The sequence below is a fragment of the Roseibacillus persicicus genome (assembly GCF_014651675.1).
GTDB lineage: Bacteria > Verrucomicrobiota > Verrucomicrobiia > Verrucomicrobiales > Akkermansiaceae > Roseibacillus > Roseibacillus persicicus.
This window is the reverse complement of the sequence record NZ_BMXI01000001.1, coordinates 65,968-84,473: the sequence shown is the minus strand read 5'-3', so window position 1 is coordinate 84,473 and position 18,506 is coordinate 65,968. Positions and strand designations below refer to the sequence as shown.

The following is an 18,506-nucleotide window of genomic DNA, read 5'->3' as shown; positions in this document are numbered from 1 at the left end:
TGTTGGATATGTCACCGCCGCCGAACAACCTTTTAGCACTTAAATTCAATTCTCAAATTACCATGATCCCATTTCGTCTTAGGATTCTTTTATTACTCGGGCTTACACCGATACCGATCGTTGCCGCTGAAGTTGCGATGACTGCGAGCGATACCAGTAACGGGGGAACCACTTCTTTCAACGGTGATTTGAACCGTTGGAGTGATGGGCTTGCTCCTCAATCGGGAAATACCTATTTCAATAAGGCTTATCTCCTTCGCACTCCTTCATCTGGCTCGGCACACACTTTCGCGGGGGACTTACTCACTATCGGCCGGAGTTCCAACTCGATTGGAAGGCTTCTTCTCAAGGGGACCGATGACTCGACCCTGACGGTTGGGAATCTTATTTTGGATGGTGGTCTGATCGATATGGGGGTGGGGAACGGAACGATCACGAACAACCTCGCGGGAGCGATAACGGTCCTTCCCGAGTTTAAAGGCTACCTCACCGCCGAAGGTTCATCGCAGCCCGGCACCGGAGGCGAGACTTTGGACATCCTTGCTTCCATTTCCGGGAGTGGGGAAATTCAGATCGGTGGAACTTGGGGGGCGGCAAGTCTGGAAGGACTGGACGTGCCTACCGCGGCAATCAGCAATGCTGCTGGAACAATTCGGCTATCGGCCACCAACAGCTTCGACGGGCACGTTACAGTGGCTGGCAGACCCGTCAATTCCACTCGAGGGGGCTTGCAGTTGGCTCATCCCGAGGCATTGCGCTTTGCGACCCTGAATCTTACCACGACCAATTCCACCAGTGTGCCTCCAGTGTCGTTTGCGGCCTCAGTCAATACGGAGCCTTTTCAAATCGCGGCCTTGGAGGGAGACGCCACCCTGGTGCTCGGGGATACGACCGACTCCGAAATCGTGCTCGAAGTAGGAGGAACGGGGGCGAGTTCCACTTTCAACGGCGTTTTGGATGGTCCCGGAGTTTTGAAAAAGGTCGGAGCGGGGACACTTCGCCTTTCGGGGGAAGCGGACCACGGTTGTCGAATTTTGGTGGCGGAGGGAGTCGTCGAATTGTCGGAGCCTAGCTTGGGAAATGAATCCGAGGTCTCCGTTACCACCGGAGCCTCTCTCCATTTAACCCATGGCGAGACCGATACAATAGCGACTCTCTACTTCGATGGGGTGGAGCAGGACGAGGGGGTGTATAGCGCTGCGAACTCCGGTGGTCGAATCACGGGCTCGGGGTCCATCAATGTGGGGGATGAGCCGGAACTCGTCTCCAACTATCGCTCCACCCGCAAATGGGTTCCCTATGACGGGACCGCGGTCACTCCCTCTTCGGATCCTGACTACTATGCGATCCCGTTCATGCCCGTGACCGAGAACGCGACATCCGGGTCCCTCAAGATTGCGGGAGGTGGACAGACGGCGACCATTCATTACAGCTTGGAAGATGCCGCGGTGGTTCAGATTGCGGCAGAAGCTTTGGGGGACGATGTCGAGCGAGTTACGGGACTAGCACCTGAAGTTTCCACCGCGACCCCGAGCGATCGGGAAGTCATTCTGGTTGGCACTCTTGGTTCAAGTCCCCTGATTGATTCGCTGCATTCTTCGGGGAAAATTGACCCTTCCGAAATTGAGGGAAAGTGGGAGGCGTATCTGGCTACTGTGGTCGAAAACCCACTGCCAGGCGTGGCACGCGCGCTTGTCATTGCTGGAAGCGACCGGCGGGGCACCGCGTTCGGAGTCTTTGCTCTCTCGGAATCGATGGGCGTTTCGCCGTGGTATTGGTGGGCAAATGTTCCGACTCCATCGCGGTCAGCCATCCACATCGCGGGGAGCCATGTTCAGCATTCTCCTGGGGTCAAGTATCGTGGCATCTTCCTCAATGATGAAGACTGGGGACTACAGCCTTGGGCTGCAAATACCTTTGAACCGGAGGTTGGAAATATCGGACCCAAGACCTACGCGACGATCTTCGAGCTGCTGCTTCGTCTGCACAGCAATTTGATCTGGCCAGCGATGCATCACTTCCCAGTTGAAACCACTCCATTCTATGAAGTGCCGGGAAACAAGGAGATGGCGGACGACTATGCGATTGTCATTAGCACCTCCCATCATGAGCCCATGCTTCGTAACAGCTACGAATACGATGAGGGGGACTTGGGCCCCTACAACTATTGGACTAATCGCGAGAATATCGCGCAGTTTTGGGAGCAGCGGGTTGCTGAGACAGCTGACTACGAGAATATCTACACCATGGGGATGAGAGGTCGCGACGATGCTGGGATGCTCGCCCCCTCGGGAACCAGCAATCGGGAAAAAGCGCGTAAAATCCAAAACGAGATCATTCCCGACCAGCGGCAAATGATCACGGACCACGTCAATGCTGACGCTTCCGAGATTCCGCAAATCTTTATCCCCTACAAAGAGACCTTGGTCCAATATCAAGCTGGGCTCGAGTTGCCTGATGATGTGACCATGCTCTGGCCGGACGACAATCACGGATACATCCGGCAGCTTTCCACAGATGCGGAGAGAGCTCGTTCAGGTGGCTCGGGAGTCTACTATCACTTGTCCTACTGGGGAGTTCCCACCAGTTATCTCTGGTTATACAGCACTCCGCCGGGGATGACCTGTTCGGAGATGATCAAGGCCTGGGACTTCGAGGCTGATAAAATCTGGTTGGTCAATGTGGGTGATTTGAAGCCCCACGAACTGGGAACAGATTTCTTCCTTCGCATGGCGCGCAATCCGGAAGGGTTCCGGAACTTTGATCAGCGGGTTTTCTTTGAGCAATGGGCTTCCCGAACTTTCTCTCCAGCGCAAGCGGAGGGGATTGCCGATGTGCTCGAAGAGTATTTCCGACTTAATATCACGAAGCGACCCGAACATCTCAACCGCTCTAACAGTGGATTCAGCCTCGTGGACAACGGGGATGAAGGGCAGAAGCGCTTGGATGACTTTGCTACCATGACTGAGCAAGCCAACGCGATCTATCAGCAGTTGCCCGCGGAACAGAAATCGGCTTTCTACGAAATGGTGCTCTACCCGGTGAGAGGTTCCAACCTGGTGAATCGTCGCGTGATACTCGCCGAGCGCAGCCGCCTGTGGGAAGAACAGGGGAGAGCATCGACCAACGCGGTGGCAGCAGAAGCCGAAGCGGCTCACGACGCCCTGTTGGCCGAGAATCAGTTCTACAACGAAGTGAACGCAGACGGGAAGTGGAACCTGATGATCGATCCCATGCCCATTTCGCAACTCCCCGGTTGGGCGCGCGAGACTCAGAACGCGTTCATCATGCCTGAGGTGGGAAGCTTCAACGCTGCGGGTGGAAGCTCCCTCGGAGTGGTCGTTGAGGGCTCGCGGGAACCACTTGAGGCAGGCATGCCAGGTGAGTTGCCGATGTTCAATAGGCCGAGCGACCCGAGTTACTTCATCGATGTATTCAACCGGAAAAGCGGAACCATGAACTGGACTGCGACCACTAGTGTCCCATGGATCAATTTGAGCGGGTCCCAAGGAAGCGAAGATGCTCGGATCTGGGTGCGGATCGATTGGAAGAAGGCCCCCCGCGGTCATGCCGTCCCGGGTAAAATCACGATCAGTGGTTTAGGGGGACAATATCAGGTGAATGTTCGCGCCTTCTATCCTCTCGATCTGAACCTAATCGATTTACCCGAACATGTGGAGAACAATGGTCTCGTGGAAATCGAAGCGGAAGACTTTGCGGAACGCGACGATTCATCGGATGGGGTTGGTTGGCGATTGGTCGATCAGGCGACCGCTTCGGAGGACGGCATGACGATTCAGCCGGTCACGGTGGATAGCCTCAATCCAAATAATCTGCCGGATGATACCCCGTCACTGACCTATCGGTTTTATACCTTTGGTTCCGGTCCTGTTAAAATCTCGACCCAGTGTTTGCCCACGCACCGCATCACCTCCGACCATCCGGGATTGCGCTATGCCATTTCTCTCAATGGAGATGAACCGCAGATCATCGATGTGAATGCCGTGGAGTATTCCTCGGCTTGGAATGCCAACACTTTGCGAGCGGCATCGATTGGAGTTTCCAAACACAACATCGCCGAACCAGGAATGCAGGCTGTTCGAATCTGGATGGTCGACGCGGGAGTGGTTTTGGACAAACTGACGATGGAGATTGCTTCGGGAACATTCGAGGCGGAAGACTTGGAAGTTCACAATTCGAATCGTTCTGTCGTCGAGTTCTCAGATGGACCCGCGAGTGAAGGGGGAGGACTTCATATCCAATCAACTTCCGTGAATGACTTTGCCATCTTGCGTCTCCCCGAAATGCAAGCCGGGGATTACGAGTTAACCGTGAATGTGAAACGATGGACGAGTCGGGGAATCATTCAGATGGCAATTGCCGAAAATCCTTCGGGTCCCTATCAGAACATTGGCGGTGAGTTCGATCTGTATGATCGCAATGGGGTTTACGTCGAACTTGAGTCTGTACCGGTGAGTTTCAACTTCGATGGAACCAAGTATCTTCGATTCACGGTGGTGGGGAAAAACTCCGCTGCGACCAACTATTGGATCTTGCTCGATTATCTCAAATTCGAGCGAGTGAATTCCGTGAGCGGTTTACCTCTTCGAAACTGGCGCAGCGTCTACTTTGGAAATCCCAATGACGAAGCTGACGCCTCGGATTACGCTGATCCGGATTTCGACGGAATTCCCAATCTGTTGGAATACGCCACTGGAAGTTATCCGACCTTGGCAAGCGCGAGTCCCGTTTCTTCGGAATGGGTGGGCGACTTCTTTACCTTGAAATTTGATCGGGCAAAGGTCGCAACGGATGTGGTTTATCGAGTGATGGCCGGCAACACTTTGCCTCCCGAGACTGAAATTTGGTCGAGCGAAAGTAATCCTTATGCGGGAGGGGAACTCTTAACCTTTGAGGAAACGGTTTTCGATGTCCAGAGCGTGGCAGCCAGTCCGACCCGCTTCTTGCAACTGCAGGTTGTTCGTCCCGACTGAGAAAATTGCCGGATTAGGTTCTTGAGGTTGTCAGGTTGAACGAGGGACCTATCTTATTCGAAAGTCTCCAGAGCCAAATTAGCAGCCCCGAGCATACCGGCTTCGTTACCAAAATGGGCGGGGAGAATTTGGAGGTGCTCTTTGAAAGGGTCTCCGATTTGGGAGAAGAGTTTTTCCTGCAAAGGCTTGAAGAGAAGTGGTCCCGCTTTGGAGACCCCTCCGCCGATGATAATGGCCTCCGGATTGAGAAGAAATACGGTTGAGGTGAGGGCACAGGCGAGTTTCTCGGCAATCCCGTCCCAGACTAACAGCGCGATGGGGTCGCCGGCTTGCGCGGACTCGGCAAGTGTCTTGGGGGAACAGTCGTCGAGTGAAAGGCGATGGCCAGCTTCGCGATAGAGCTCGCGAGCGCGGGCTACGATTTCGTTGTTTCCAATATATTCTTCCAAGCCGCCATGATTGCCGTAGGGGCCCGTCCGGCCCTTGTAGTTGATGGAAACGTGGCCAAGCTCCGAGCCTACGGAGTTTGCCCCCCGGGCGAGCTTGCCATCTATGATGAGGCCACCGCCGACTCCAGTACCCAAAGTGATGGCCACAAGGTGATTCATGCCCATACCCGCTCCCACTTTCCACTCTGCATAGGCCATGGCGTTGGCATCGTTGTCGATGGTGGCGGGGAGATGGAGTCGGTCTTCGAGCTCCTTTTTCAGAAAGACGTTCTTCCATCCCTGAACGTTGGTGAGATTGTGAACCCGGCCGGTGGGAAAGTCGACAAAGCCCGGCATTCCGGCTCCGATGGCGCAAATGTTAGGAAAAGACTCCTGCAGGGTGTGAACGGTGCGCGCGATGTCGTCGATGAGGGTCGTGGCATCGAGGTAATCCTGAGTCGCGATGGGCGGTGCTTTGTCGAGAACTTGCGAGCCCTCCACCACGCCAATTTTCACGGTCGTTCCTCCGAAGTCGATGCCGATAGCCTGTTTCATGGCGCGACTCTAGCGAGTAAGGGGAAGAGTGGGAGTGTTTTTTAAGGCCTCTTTCGGGGGGCTGGCAGCAGGCTTGTGGTCTGAGCCTCAAGGCTTGAGCGGCTTGCTACTGGTTATACTAGTGACGCAAACTATCGTTGTGGGGTGACCCACTCCAGCTGCCGCTCAGGGCAAGTGTTAGTCTCAGTCTCGGAGTCAGCCTGCATTGCTGATAATCCGTTGCTATACTCCTTTCTTTGCGAGTAGATGCCGGGTCTAAGCTGTTTACGAAGTGAATTCACCTTGTCTAAGAGGGTAGATCCGAAGCTGTAGGTAGCGTCGGAAAGGTTTCTTATATGTATTTGACCGTTTCTCGGGGTAATGGAAGTTCGATTTCATGTTGCCTTCGGTTTTGTTTTTTTTCGTTTGGATTTTCTTGAATTGATATTGGTGGGTGACGACGAAGTGGTTTTGTAGTAGGTGTAATTATGTGGAAGTTCGGCTATTTCTGAGAGAGGGATTAAGTTAACTGAGGTTGAAATCGAAAATTGGACGAAAAAAATAAAAATGTTTTGATTAACTTGTTTTTCATCTTTTTGTCTTGTCCGGTTCTATATTTAGTTGTCTATCGAGGCGTCGCCGTGATGTCGGGAAATGTCTTACTATGAAATTCCAATTTTTGACCGGGAAACAAAAAGGTAGTGAAGATGCCTTTTTAGCGATTCGTGCGAAAAGTTATCTTTTGAGCTTTTGCGTTGTCTGTTTCTTAGGGAATTTGCGAGCCCAAGAGTTGCCATTCGGAGTGATTGCCGATTCTTCTATGGCTTGGGAAGCGGACGGCTTGCAGCCTGATGGGCAGTGGCAATTTGGTAGGTATACTGCGCCCGGAGATTCGAGCAGTTTTGTCGCGTCAGGGACTTGGCGTACTTATTATGGAGGGGTCGATAGCTGGATCGGGGCTTTGGGAGAAATCTGGGACTCCTCGGGTTATCCTCGGATTGGTAAGTATGCAATTGCCCCTAGCTCTACCGAGCCTGCAGTTCGAAGGTGGACGAGTGATTTCTATGGGGACGTCGTTGTTCAGGTAGATTGTCAGCAGATTCAGCAGAGTGTGAATAATCAGGCTTTCAAGTTTTATAAGAATGGCCTGCTCGAGAATGTTTTTCTGCTTTCTCAGGCGTCTCATCACCTTGTTTCTCAATTTTCATGTCAGGTTTCGGAGGGGGATGAGTTGGATTTTGTGATCGATTCGCTCGGAAATGGGAATGCAGATTGGACGCATGTTGGGATTAGGGTACTATTAGAGAACCATGTTTCAGACGCTCTCTTTCATTACCCGTTTGATGAGAGAAATGACCTTCCTACGGGGTGGGCTTCTGATGGGGTGCAGTACGATCGACGAAGCCGAGTGGCCGACTTCAGTGGGTCAGACAATCACGCTGTGCTTCACGATATGAATCGGGACACAGAGTCCGTGCAGGGGATACACGATCAGGCGCGGATGTTTGACGGAATCAATGACTACGTTAGGGTTGAAAATACGGATATAGGTGATGGTCTAACGCAGCTTACGTTATCAGCTTGGATTAAGCCTACTAGCAAGGGCGAGAGGGAGGGAATTGTTGGTTCAACGGGAAACGATCATTTTGGTTTCACATTTGCCCCTGTGAATGAAGGAGTCGGTTTTCCGGTCAAGTTTTCGGCCAAACAGCAGTTTGTGGTGTGCCCTGACTTCAGTTGCCCCATAGGCGAGTGGACTCATGTAGTTGGGATTTGGGAGTCCGGAGAATCCCTGAAGATTTACCTTAACGGTGAGAAGGTGGCCCAACATTCTTTTCCTCCAGGAGGAACCGTAAGCGTTGAAGATTGGATTCTAGGTAGCGATCGATTGATGGAGGGAAGGTTTTTTGATGGAGCACTTGATGAGGTGACTTTGTTTCCAAGTGCATTGAGTGATTATTCTGTGCGAAAGTTGTACCGGGCTCGAGCTCGGTTCGAGGGAGTGGCTGGAACTGCATTCTATTACGATGGTGACCGCGATTGTGAGCCGTTAGCGGTAGGGGCAGAACAAGGGAGCGATGAGCTGACTCTTGCCGCATGGGTCAATCCGTTTAAGAAGAACGAAAACTCAGCAGTGATTTCGAGTCTCGGTGCTGACTTCTTTGGAATTCTACTTTCAGGGTATGGGGAAGGAAATCCCATTGAATTTCGGGCGAAGAGCAAACGTCTGACCGGGCCTGATTATTCTTGTCCAATCGGGCAGTGGAATCATGTCGTCGGAGTTTGGAAATCTGGTGAAATTCAAAAGCTCTATCTAAACGGAGTCGAAGTGGCATCGTCGCCCAGTCCTCCTCAAGGGGTGGTTGACATTGAAAAGTGGATGCTTGGGCGTGATCGCAACATCCTTTCCCGAAATTTCGAAGGCCTTTGTGATGATGTCGTTATTCTTTCTGAAGCATTAGATTCGACGGAAGTGGATTCGCTTTATCGGCAATCACTTGCTCCAGACGCAGTTGGACCGGTCGAAATGGAGGGGTTCCTGCGATTCGACCACCGCAATGTGGGAGCAGGAGATCATTCTCTTGTTACTCTCACGCGAGATCGAGAATTTCACGCTGCTGGTTTGACCGGTATTGGAGACTTTCTGCCTGCTTCCTCGACCGGAGCTCTTGTTACAAACGCCGGTTCGACTCACTTGCGCGGTTATCTTATCCCCCCGGAAACGGGCTACTATCATTTTTGGGTATCCGGGCAAGTTAGCGTGGAGCTTTCACTTTCTCCTGATTCTCAGAAGTATACCAAAAGGCCCATCGCCATGCTCTCGCCAGAGAATGGAAATGCCACTGGGATTGATATTCGATGGGGAAATATCTGGAACGTGTTTTCGAGCCAACTCAGTGATTTCATTTGGTTGGAGGAAGGGGAGCGATACTATATTGACGTTCTACAAACGCAACGTAATCGGGGTTTGACCTCTCACCTGAGTCTCGCATGGGCGCGACCAGGGGGGCAACAAGAGGCCATTCCTACTGAATACCTTCGGCCGTATGTCTTTGAGAACGAGGATACAGACGACGATTATTTGCCTGATTCTTGGGAGCTTCAATATGGCTTGGATATTCATGACAATGGTCGCAGCGACGCAGAGCGTCAGGGCGAGTATGGTGATTTTGACGCCGATGGGCTGACGAATCGTGAAGAGTATCTCTATGGCTGTGATCCAACCAATAGTGACACGGATGGAGATGGTCTCAGTGATTTGGCGGAAGTTCGCACCTATGGGTCAGATCCTGCGGTTTCGGATGTTTCCTCTGAGACTTTGGTGGCCAACATATCGCCTGCTTCGGTCTCAGGGTTGGGGACGAAGTGGATCGCGACTGGAGGGAATGGAGTCGTGGGGGCCTCCTTCCGTGGCGAGGCCGTTTGGGATTTTTCTGTTCCTTCCGACGGATTTTGGGTTCTCCAAGTGGAGGGCTTCCTTCGAGGGGATCTGAGGGCGGATGAGATTCTCCCTGTCCAGATCGGTATTGATGGAACCGAAGTTCTCCGGGGAGAAATGACTTTCAGAAAAGGCGATTCTGGAGCCATTCGGATCCTCACTCCCTACTTATTTGCAGGGAGTCATCAGCTGAGTCTCTTCGCAGATAACTACACGGCGCGGAGGACTCTCGAAGTCACTTCAATCAAAGTGGTAACTCCAGGGGGTTTGGATGCTGATGGTGATGGGATTGTCGATTGGGTGAGGCAGAGCTTGGAGGAGCGGAGTCATCTCTTTTCCCACGTCACGTTCACCCACACTTCCCCCGCGTTTGTTGAAGGGGTGGCTTCTAGCCCAAACTTGGTTGATCTGACTTATATTACTCGGTCAGGAGAGACCAATCGCTCGATGCGGTATAATAGTCAGCAGTGGGACAATATGCTTCCGGGTTTCTACACCCGTCTCGATAGCTTTCAAACTCGCCTCCAAGACCAAATGAGGGCCGGTCACGGTAGAATGGAGGGAATCTTCGCATCCTCTTCAGCGGGTCCGGGGCACTCCAAGTGGTTTGCTCAGCTTCCTCTTCAGCGCAACGAGGCAATTGGATACGTTGCCCAGTTCGAGAACCTTGGCATTGCTGAGAACAGGGTCATCGTTTGGACTCCTTATAATGTTCTGGATGGTGGTTCACTGACCATTCCGGTTGGTTCAGATCTTCTGTTGGGGGCTTGGATTCAGGATTGGGATTGGACGACGGTGTCACTCTCGATCAATGGAGAGGTTCACTCTTTCCCTGCAGCCGAAACCCATGTCGAGCATTTTGCCCAAGCTGGAACCTATGTGATTTCCGGGTCGCATCCACAGGGCCAATCAAATACGCTGACGGTCTATGTTCAGGATGCTCAGTTGCAACCTGATCTTGGTTTGGGCGAGGAGCGCTACCGAATGGTTCAGTTCCCGGGAGTCGAGGCCGAACTGGCTCTGGATTCCGGAGGAGAGATCCGAATTGATGAATTGATGAGTTTAGGGACGGGGTCGGGCAGCGAAGCCGGGCTAGGGGGGCTGTTTCCTGGCGTTCATCGTACCGCCGCTCGGATGTCAGATGCCGCACCGATCCTTGATCAGGAACTTGTTCATGTCGTGGGTGTTTCTGACGGATTGCGCAATGCCTTTGACCATGCGGTCCCAGTTGGAGATGATTTGTTTCAAGTCATTTCTCCTTTCCTGGTCACGCATCTTCCTCCGGGAGCCTACGTGGAAATCACGATATTTGCCGGGGGGGTGATGTTCCCGGACGGAACCACTTTCAAGACCCTGACTGCTTCTGATTTTGATGAAAATGGACTCATCTATCTGGAGTTTCTAGTCCCTGCCGGCCGTCTCGGCGCCCCCTGCCATTACTCCAAGGTCTTTGATGCTGACGGCGTCAAGATTTGGGGCAGCACCAATTAATCGAGCGCAAATCCGAGTCTTCGAGAAATGAACCTGACCCGTCACATTCTAATATCGACCATAGCCTCGCTATCGGTGGTGATTCTTGCGCTTCTTTTTCAACTGAAAAAGGCGTCTGCTCCTGCGGCCCGGTCCGTCGTGCTCACGGAGAAGAAATCGGCGGTAGAAAGCGGTTCTCCGACTCCTCACTTGGTTCGGCAATTGTTAAGAAATGAGCTCTTGTTGGAAGAGCAAATCGAGGCCGTGAGGGCCTTGCCTTCTGATTTGTCTCCAGAGGAATTCGATTCTCTTTTTCAAATCATCAAAGAACCCGCTCCGGCAACCGTCAACGCGGCTCGTTGGTATACCTTGCAAAACGAGATCATGGAGGTGCTCCGGGACTCCAGATTTCATTGGAGTCAATACCCGGTTGAAATGGCTGCTCTCATGGCCGACCGCAATGTCGACCCTGTCGTGCGTGACTACTCCGCGCAACACCTCGCACTTTATCTTGGCGATAGGTCGCACGAAGTTGAGCAGACCGTCATTGATCCGGTCATGGAGTCTTACTTGGCCCTATTGCAGGGGGAGCGCGAAGCATTTGAGCAAGTCACGGGTACCGCGATGATGGCTCTTTGTGACTTGTCTTCCAAGCGCCCCGAGCTCGTGGAGCCCTATCGAGATTCCCTCGAGGCTATCTTTCTCTCCATCGCAAGTCAGGAGCGTCCGGCTACCCTCGCCAATCAGATTTCTGCCATTCAGGCTTCAGGGCGCATGGGATTCGTTTCCCTTCTTCCAGTGGTTCGCGAACTCGCGAAGGACCCCTCAAGCAATCCCTCCATTCAACTCAGCAGTGTGGCCGCTCTGGGCTACTTTGCCGACTCAGCCGACAAACCCTTTCTTCTTGAGCTGGCACAAAGCTCCCAGCGAGTCCGCTTCGCCGCCGCCGCGGCTCTCAAAAACTATTCTGTCACAACTGACTAATTCTCCTAATTCATGAAACCGTTTTTATCGAAATTTGTTTTCTACCCGAAAACTGCAACCATCTCTTTACTGAGTTTGTCCTGCTTCTTTTGGGCAACTCAATTGGAAGCGACGAATCCTCCAGTTGGATCGCCAGCCTGCAGCACTTGCAGCAGTTGTGGATGTTCAGAGTCTGGCGGGAACGATAGTGATTCCGTGGATGACCAAACAAACGCCGATGAGAATGCCGGTGGGGAAGACGACGACGAGCCAGGCGAGACCGATGGCTCGGCTCCGGGAACGCAGACTCAACAGACCGGAGAGCAGGCCCCAACCAACATGGCTGCCAATACTGACGGGGGAGGGCAGGACCTCTATCCCGCTGACTTGGCCAATGCTGCCCAAGGCAAACCCTACTTGACTGTCGCCGCCGCGAATGGAGGGGGCGCGGCGATGAAAGTCCGCTTCTTTCTAGGGGATGTTGCCAGTCCTCGTCCAGCCGATCATCGCTCGTTCTATTATGCTGGTGGCGTCAATAGTTTGGAGGAAGACCTGCCTGCCAGCTGGAAGGAGAACGAGTCATTTTTCAATGCCGCCACCACGGGCGGTCTGGTGCCATCGTATGCGACCATGCGGGTCAGCCGGGCCCATCCCGACATCTTCGACCCAGAGGAGATCCTGACCTACAATCATGCGGTGTATATGGAGGTTGACCGACCTGCTGCCGGGGTCAGGGAGTTCAAGACCAAGCAATACCGGGTGGTGGTTTCCGAGCTTTCTGCTCCCGATGAAGGATTCAAGCTAGAGTATTACCACCGGAAGCCGACCAATCGTTTCGACCCTCTGGATACGGCTGTGACCAAGACTGTGACCGTGAGCAATCCGACGCCGGGCTTCTACCGCTTTGTTGATGTTCATAGTGTCTGGAAGGATGGCGCAAGCAACAACCAGCAGCGCTACATTCGCTATGATTTGCCAACTGCAAAAAGTGAAACTCCTCCTGCCATCGGTATGCTTGAGGCCGGCCTAAGCGTTCGCAAGACCGTCTATTTTACTCCCCCGACCGGAGCATTGACCGCGCAAGGCGACGGACCTCGCGAGGAAATCGCCTTTCTAGACACTGTTGACGGTGCCTTTGTGAAAACTGTTTGGCTTCCCTCTCTGAACACGACTCCGGCTTCTCACTACATCGCTTCCCAGGAGCTGCTTCGCCATCGTTACTTTGGAGGGGTCAAGCGATTGGTTGCTCACACTCGGGGATACAATACTGACCAGCCACTCACCACTCGCTACGGCTACATGTCCACCCCGGGCAATGTGGACACACATGGTCGATTGCACTTTGTGCATCATCCAGACGGTCGTTGGCAGGTCCACAAGTATTCGACTTCCGTAGGTATTGTTCAGTCCAATGGAAACGAGTTTGTTCTTCCTGGCGAGGGCGAAACTCCGGAGGTCACCACGCTCCTCTACGAACGCATTTATGAGCCAATCGGGAACCAGCCTTTCACCACAGACTTTCCAGAAGAAGGGGAAGAGTTGAACAACTATCGCCTGACCACCCTGACCAGCCCGGATAAATCTTCAATCAGTGAAGTGGTCACCATTGGGGGAACCGTCGTATCCTCCGAGGAGCGGAAATATTATCACCTCGAAGGAATCTACAGCCCGTTTACCGGGGAGTATGTCACTACGACGCAGGCACCCCCGGGACACAATCAGCCTACGATTTCCATATTAAGGCTGCAGCAGCGCATTACCGAGGCAGGCCGGACCACCATTGCGACGTTTGGTTCGGTGGCCAATTCTCCCGATGCGGGGCGCTTGGCCTGGAAAAAGTTTCCTGACGGAACCGCTGAAGTCTATTCCTACGTTAATGACCATGATGGGGTAACGGGACGTTACAAAGTGACGAAGACACGAGGGGCCTATACGACCACTACTGATATCACGGATACTCCCGATATCACGTCCGGGACAACTGAGATCACCGTTTTCAACGCCGCTGGTGTCGCCCAAGAACAACAAATTTCTGAATCCGGAAAGCTCCTGAGTTCTTGGGAGGCGACCGAGTTTGATGCCCAGGGAAGACCGACCAGGATTATCGAGAACGGGGACGTCGATCATCCTCGACTCCGGGAATATGGTTGTTGCGGTTTGCTCTCGGAAACCAGTCCGAACGGAGTCGAAACTATCACCACCAAAGACAAACTGAAGCGCACCAGTTCGGTGAGGGTGGTGTCTGGCGACTGGAATCTTGAAACGACTTACACAATCTATGGCGGACAAACCGCAAACGGGGATCCCACCATCATTACAGAAGTGGTTCGGAGCGGGTATCTGACCGAAGCTTCTGGAACGACAACAGAGATTTTGCTCTCCAAGACCGTTCGGCATGTCAACGGCTTGGTGCTAGAGTCCTGGACCGCCGATGAAGACGGCGATTCGAATTTGGAGAAGACAACCATCGATACCCAATATGGAGTTGATGGTTTTGGCAAAGTCACGACCACCACGGATTCTCTCCAAGGCACGAGGGTTGTCACCACCTACTGTGACGGCAGGACCTACTCGGTAAAGGGCACTGCCGTGGCAGATATTAAGTATGATTACTCTCCGCGCACAGTTCGCTCCATCCGTTTGCAATACGACGGCAATGGAGACGAGATCGTCTCGGAGTGGACCGAAGACTTGTATGATACTGCGGGAAGAAAGACTCGAACCTCTTTCTCGTCTCCCTCCGTCTTTACCTCCTATTCCTACTACACCTCAGGATATAATGGGAATCAGGTGCATCACGCAGACCGTGCTTTTGCGGGGTCATGGGGACGCCTTCAGTCTGTAACGGACCCCGATGGGGTGGTCACCTCCTACACCTACAACTCCGAGGGTGAGCACGAAACCATCTCTCGGGCGATTCCAGGGCACGCGGGATCGCAAGACACGAAGACCACCACCGCAGCCGTAACTCGCGACGGCTACAACGGCTTGGAGACCACTACCGAGGTGATCGGGGCAGGAGATATGGTGGGGGTCGTCGCCTCCAAGTCCTTCCGCTCCGGGGATGGGATGTATAGTCGCCAGGAGAGCTTTCCGAATGATGCCTCGACTTCATTGGTAACCACCACGAAGAGGATCTATTCCGCGACGAAAGGGGAATGGACTGAGAAGATCACCAGCCCGACCACCTTCACCCGGCGCACCTACAAGGATGGCCTGTTAAACAGCGTCGAACTGAAGGAAGCTGACGATGATAGTTTGGACAACCTCACTTCCACCACCTATACCTACGATTTGCTGGGACGGGTGAAAACCACGAACCACTCCCGAACCGGTGTTACCACCTACAGCGGGGTAGCCAGTACCGGGTACACGCCATCAGGCAACCTCTTGGGAATGAAAGACGCCGGCAGCCGACTCACGCAATACGCTTACGACCAGCTCGGCCGACGCATCCAAGTCGATGCTCCCGACACTGAGGACCCATCCGGCACGCCGGACAATACCGACTTCGACAACATCACCCACACCAGTTATTATCCCACCGGGCAGGTGAAGGCCACCTGGGGAGACGGCGTCTACCCACGCTTCTACCAATACGACGAGCAAAACCGCATGACGACGCTTCGCACCTGGCAAGACGCTTCGTCTCTCGACCTCTCGGACGGACTCAGCACCGCCGAAGCAAATGCCTCCGCGACCAGCACCTGGAGCTACAACCCGACTCGGGGCTGGCTCGACTACAAACGCGATGCCGATGGCAAAGGTGCCGATTACACTTACACCGATGCGGGTCGTCTCGAGACCCGCCAGTGGGCTCGGACCCTGCCCAACTCTGCAACCCGTCTCACCACCACCTACGGCTACGACGAGGGCCAGCTCACTTCCGTAACCTACAACGACAGCACCGCCAACGGAGGTTACGAGACCCCTGACCTCGCTTACACCTACACCAAATTCGGTCAGTTGGATAAAATCTACCGCGGGAGCGATTTGACCGTCCTTAACAGCGCGGAGCTCCATGCGGATTATGGATATGATCCTGTCACTTTCCAAGTCACCTCTGAGGAACTTTATCAGGATACCTCAGTTTCTCGGACTTTAACGCGGCACTACGATGACTTGCTTCGTCCTCAAAGCCTCGTGCTTGGCTCGGATCATAAGGTGGGCTATGGTTACGATACTGCTGGCCGCTTGAATCGGGTTTGGCACAATCCCTCCTTGACTGCAGGCGTGCCGCAGGGAAGTGCTGACTTCATCTATGGCTACGAGGACGATTCCTATGGGCTCATTGAAGAAGTCGCCGGGCCCGTGCACACCGTCACAAATACTTGGGAAGGGGATCGTAACGTTCTCGATACCAAGTCAAACGTCAAAAATACTGGCAGTGTCACCGTTTCCGAGTATGATTACACCGTGAATGACATCGGTCAACGCACTCGGGTCGATCGCACGGGCAGCGCCTTCCCTGTGTCTACCGCCCCTTTTGTGAGTTGGAGTTATGACTCCCTGGGTCAAGTCAGAAGTGCCGGTTGGGACAGTGCTTACGAAAGTAACGATGAACGTTATCGCTATGATTCCATTGGCAATCGCGTCACGTCTTTTACTGGGCCCGAGGAGCCTGAAGACTTGGATGAGTATGTCGCGAATGGAGTCAATGAATACACCTCCACGCCCTTCGAACGCACTACGAGCTACGACAACGACGGGAATATGACCTCCGGGGTCGTGCCGGGAGAGACGGGAGCGGCTGGCACCGAGTATGAGGACGAGGATAATCCCGATTTTGCGGCAGCGACCGACTTGACGTGGGATGCGGAGAATCGGCTGGTTTCCATAACGGTTGGCGGCGAGACCTTTTTCTACGATTACGACTACTTGGGGCGGCGTATTGTCCGAAGTCGCTCAAGCGACAATTTGGAAATGCATTTTTACTATGATGGCTGGAATTTGATTGCACAGAGAAATCTTACGAGTGTGGGACTTGAGACTCTGGCCCGCACTTATACATGGGGACTCGACCTTAGTGGCAGCACGCAAGGTGCAGGCGGAGTCGGTGGGCTTCTAACGGTGGGCTTCAGGAATGGGAGCAACGTCATGCAGGATGATTACTATCCCGTTTACGATGGCAACGGGAACATTTGCCAATACCTCGATAGCAGTGGAAACACAGATGCCCGTTACGAGTATGACTCTTTTGGGCGTATCGTGGTGAATGAGGGGAATAATGGCTTGAATCAATGGCTCCGATTTCGTTTTTCAACGAAACATAGGGACTATAATACTGGACTCTACTATTACGGCTATCGTTATTATGACCCGGTGACGGGGAGATGGCCAAGTAGGGACCCTATCGAGGAATACGGTGGAATTAATCTTTATAATTTCATAAGCAATAGCGGTCTAGATCGATGGGATTTTCTTGGGTTTTGTGAAGGTGAACGCTGCGCGGGAAGCGATAGAAATACAATGAGAGGTTCGATCTCTGTGGTGCAGTTCGTAATTGACAATGTTAGACTGACCAACACGTTACAGGATCTTAAAGACCAAAAGCCAGGCACTGTTGCCGACATTATCAAACAGTTTAATGACCGAAAAATCAGAGGTGTTGGATTCTTCCGTCTTGATTTTGAGATAGGTGGCGAACTTGAAGTAACAATTAAATGCGAACGCTGTACCTGCTGCTGGGACGCTGAACCAATTTACTGGTACTGGTGGGAAATGTCACCAGTTGTAAAGAAAGTCTCTGTTCCCAAATTCGAATTTCCAGTTTTACTTAGAGCTTCACCTGGAATTATAGGCAAATTAAAACTACTCCAAAACGCTCTAGGAGCTGCAAATAGCGTTGATGATATTGAGATTGATTGGGCGACGGTCTTTGAGTTGAGTGAACGTGTTAATCAAGACCTTGGAGAGTTTTTCGAAAAAGCAGTGGAGGGAACGGCCGAATTTTCTCAGTCTCAACTTGATAGGATTTGTGATGAGCACTGGGATTCAACAACCGAAACTCCTGATTGATTATGAAATATTTGAGAATATGTTTTTTGGCGGGCCTCCTATTCAGTAACTTTAGTGCGGCGCAGGATTTTTCGTTTTTGGATAAGGCAGGCTATTCTTTTAAAACAATCGAAATCGAAAGTGAATATGAGAAAACTCATGTCCGAGTTTTTACTGCAGGCAAAAATATTCCGATAATTGCAGAAGGTTTTGTGCAGGATAGTGAAATTACCACCGAATTTTTTCTTTGCTTTTCAGATTCTGTCCCAACTTTTTTTCATTTTAAAAAGTGGAAAAGTATCTCTCATCCTACCTTGTCTGCAAAGAAAGAAGGTGAATTGAGTCAGTTTTTGCTTAAGGTTCAAAATGGAGAGTTTGGGAAATTAGAGAATGAGGTGGTAGATTCTCGATTGTGGAAATTTTTTCAAACGGTAGCTACGAAAATACAACAAGAAATACCTTTGGTTAAGAATCCCGATTCGAAGGCAAAATAAGGTGCTTCGCTGGGGTCAGTCTTGAATGGCACCCATCAATAAAAATGCCTGACCCCTTCCAAAGAATTAGAATAAAAATGCCTGACCCTTTACAAAGAGAATTGACGCGGAGGGCTAGATTTGGCAGGATTTTGGAATGAGACGGCCCCGCGTCAAAGTTCCCCCCGGTCATGCCCAAGCCTATTAT

Annotated in this window: 6 protein-coding genes and 1 pseudogene; 6 read left to right on the top strand and 1 reads right to left on the bottom strand. The window is 52.4% G+C overall.

Annotated elements, in window-relative coordinates; all coding sequences use genetic code 11:
- Nucleotides 1-137: 137 nt before the first annotated feature.
- Nucleotides 138-4,994, top strand: a complete 4,857-nt coding sequence (locus tag IE099_RS00335; protein ID WP_189566227.1) for a glycosyl hydrolase 115 family protein — start codon at nucleotides 138-140, stop codon at nucleotides 4,992-4,994.
- A 53-nt stretch (nucleotides 4,995-5,047) separates the two neighbouring features.
- On the opposite strand, the gene IE099_RS00330 is transcribed toward IE099_RS00335, so the two are convergent.
- Nucleotides 5,048-5,977, bottom strand: a complete 930-nt coding sequence (locus IE099_RS00330) for an ROK family protein (RefSeq protein ID WP_189566224.1) — start codon at nucleotides 5,975-5,977, stop codon at nucleotides 5,048-5,050.
- 643 nt (nucleotides 5,978-6,620) lie between these two features.
- Here IE099_RS00330 and IE099_RS21120 point away from each other — a divergent pair.
- The 5 genes and pseudogenes from IE099_RS21120 to IE099_RS00310 all read left to right on the top strand — a co-directional run.
- A pseudogene (locus IE099_RS21120) lies at nucleotides 6,621-7,907 on the top strand (LamG domain-containing protein); the annotation flags it as partial.
- A gap of 51 nt (nucleotides 7,908-7,958) precedes the next feature.
- Entirely contained in the window at nucleotides 7,959-10,886 is a 2,928-nt protein-coding gene (locus IE099_RS00325; RefSeq protein WP_229809325.1) for a LamG-like jellyroll fold domain-containing protein, read from the top strand.
- Nucleotides 10,887-10,913: 27 nt separating this feature from the next.
- Complete coding sequence (locus IE099_RS00320) at nucleotides 10,914-11,849, top strand: HEAT repeat domain-containing protein (protein ID WP_189566220.1); 936 nt, start codon at nucleotides 10,914-10,916, stop codon at nucleotides 11,847-11,849.
- Between the two features lie 195 nt (nucleotides 11,850-12,044).
- On the top strand, nucleotides 12,045-17,846 hold the full coding sequence (locus tag IE099_RS00315) for an RHS repeat domain-containing protein (RefSeq protein WP_189566218.1): 5,802 nt from the start codon (nucleotides 12,045-12,047) through the stop codon (nucleotides 17,844-17,846).
- A 2-nt stretch (nucleotides 17,847-17,848) separates the two neighbouring features.
- Nucleotides 17,849-18,319: a hypothetical protein gene (locus IE099_RS00310; protein WP_189566216.1), complete on the top strand. Its 471-nt coding sequence runs from the start codon at nucleotides 17,849-17,851 to the stop codon at nucleotides 18,317-18,319.
- Nucleotides 18,320-18,506: the final 187 nt, after the last annotated feature.

Coding starts and splice junctions, on each gene's coding strand:
- IE099_RS00310 (WP_189566216.1), top strand. CDS start 17,849: ATGAAATATTTGAGAATATGTTTTTTGGCGGGCCTCCTATTCAGTAAC.
- IE099_RS00320 (WP_189566220.1), top strand. CDS start 10,914: ATGAACCTGACCCGTCACATTCTAATATCGACCATAGCCTCGCTATCG.
- IE099_RS00335 (WP_189566227.1), top strand. CDS start 138: ATGACTGCGAGCGATACCAGTAACGGGGGAACCACTTCTTTCAACGGT.
- IE099_RS00330 (WP_189566224.1), bottom strand. CDS start 5,977: ATGAAACAGGCTATCGGCATCGACTTCGGAGGAACGACCGTGAAAATT.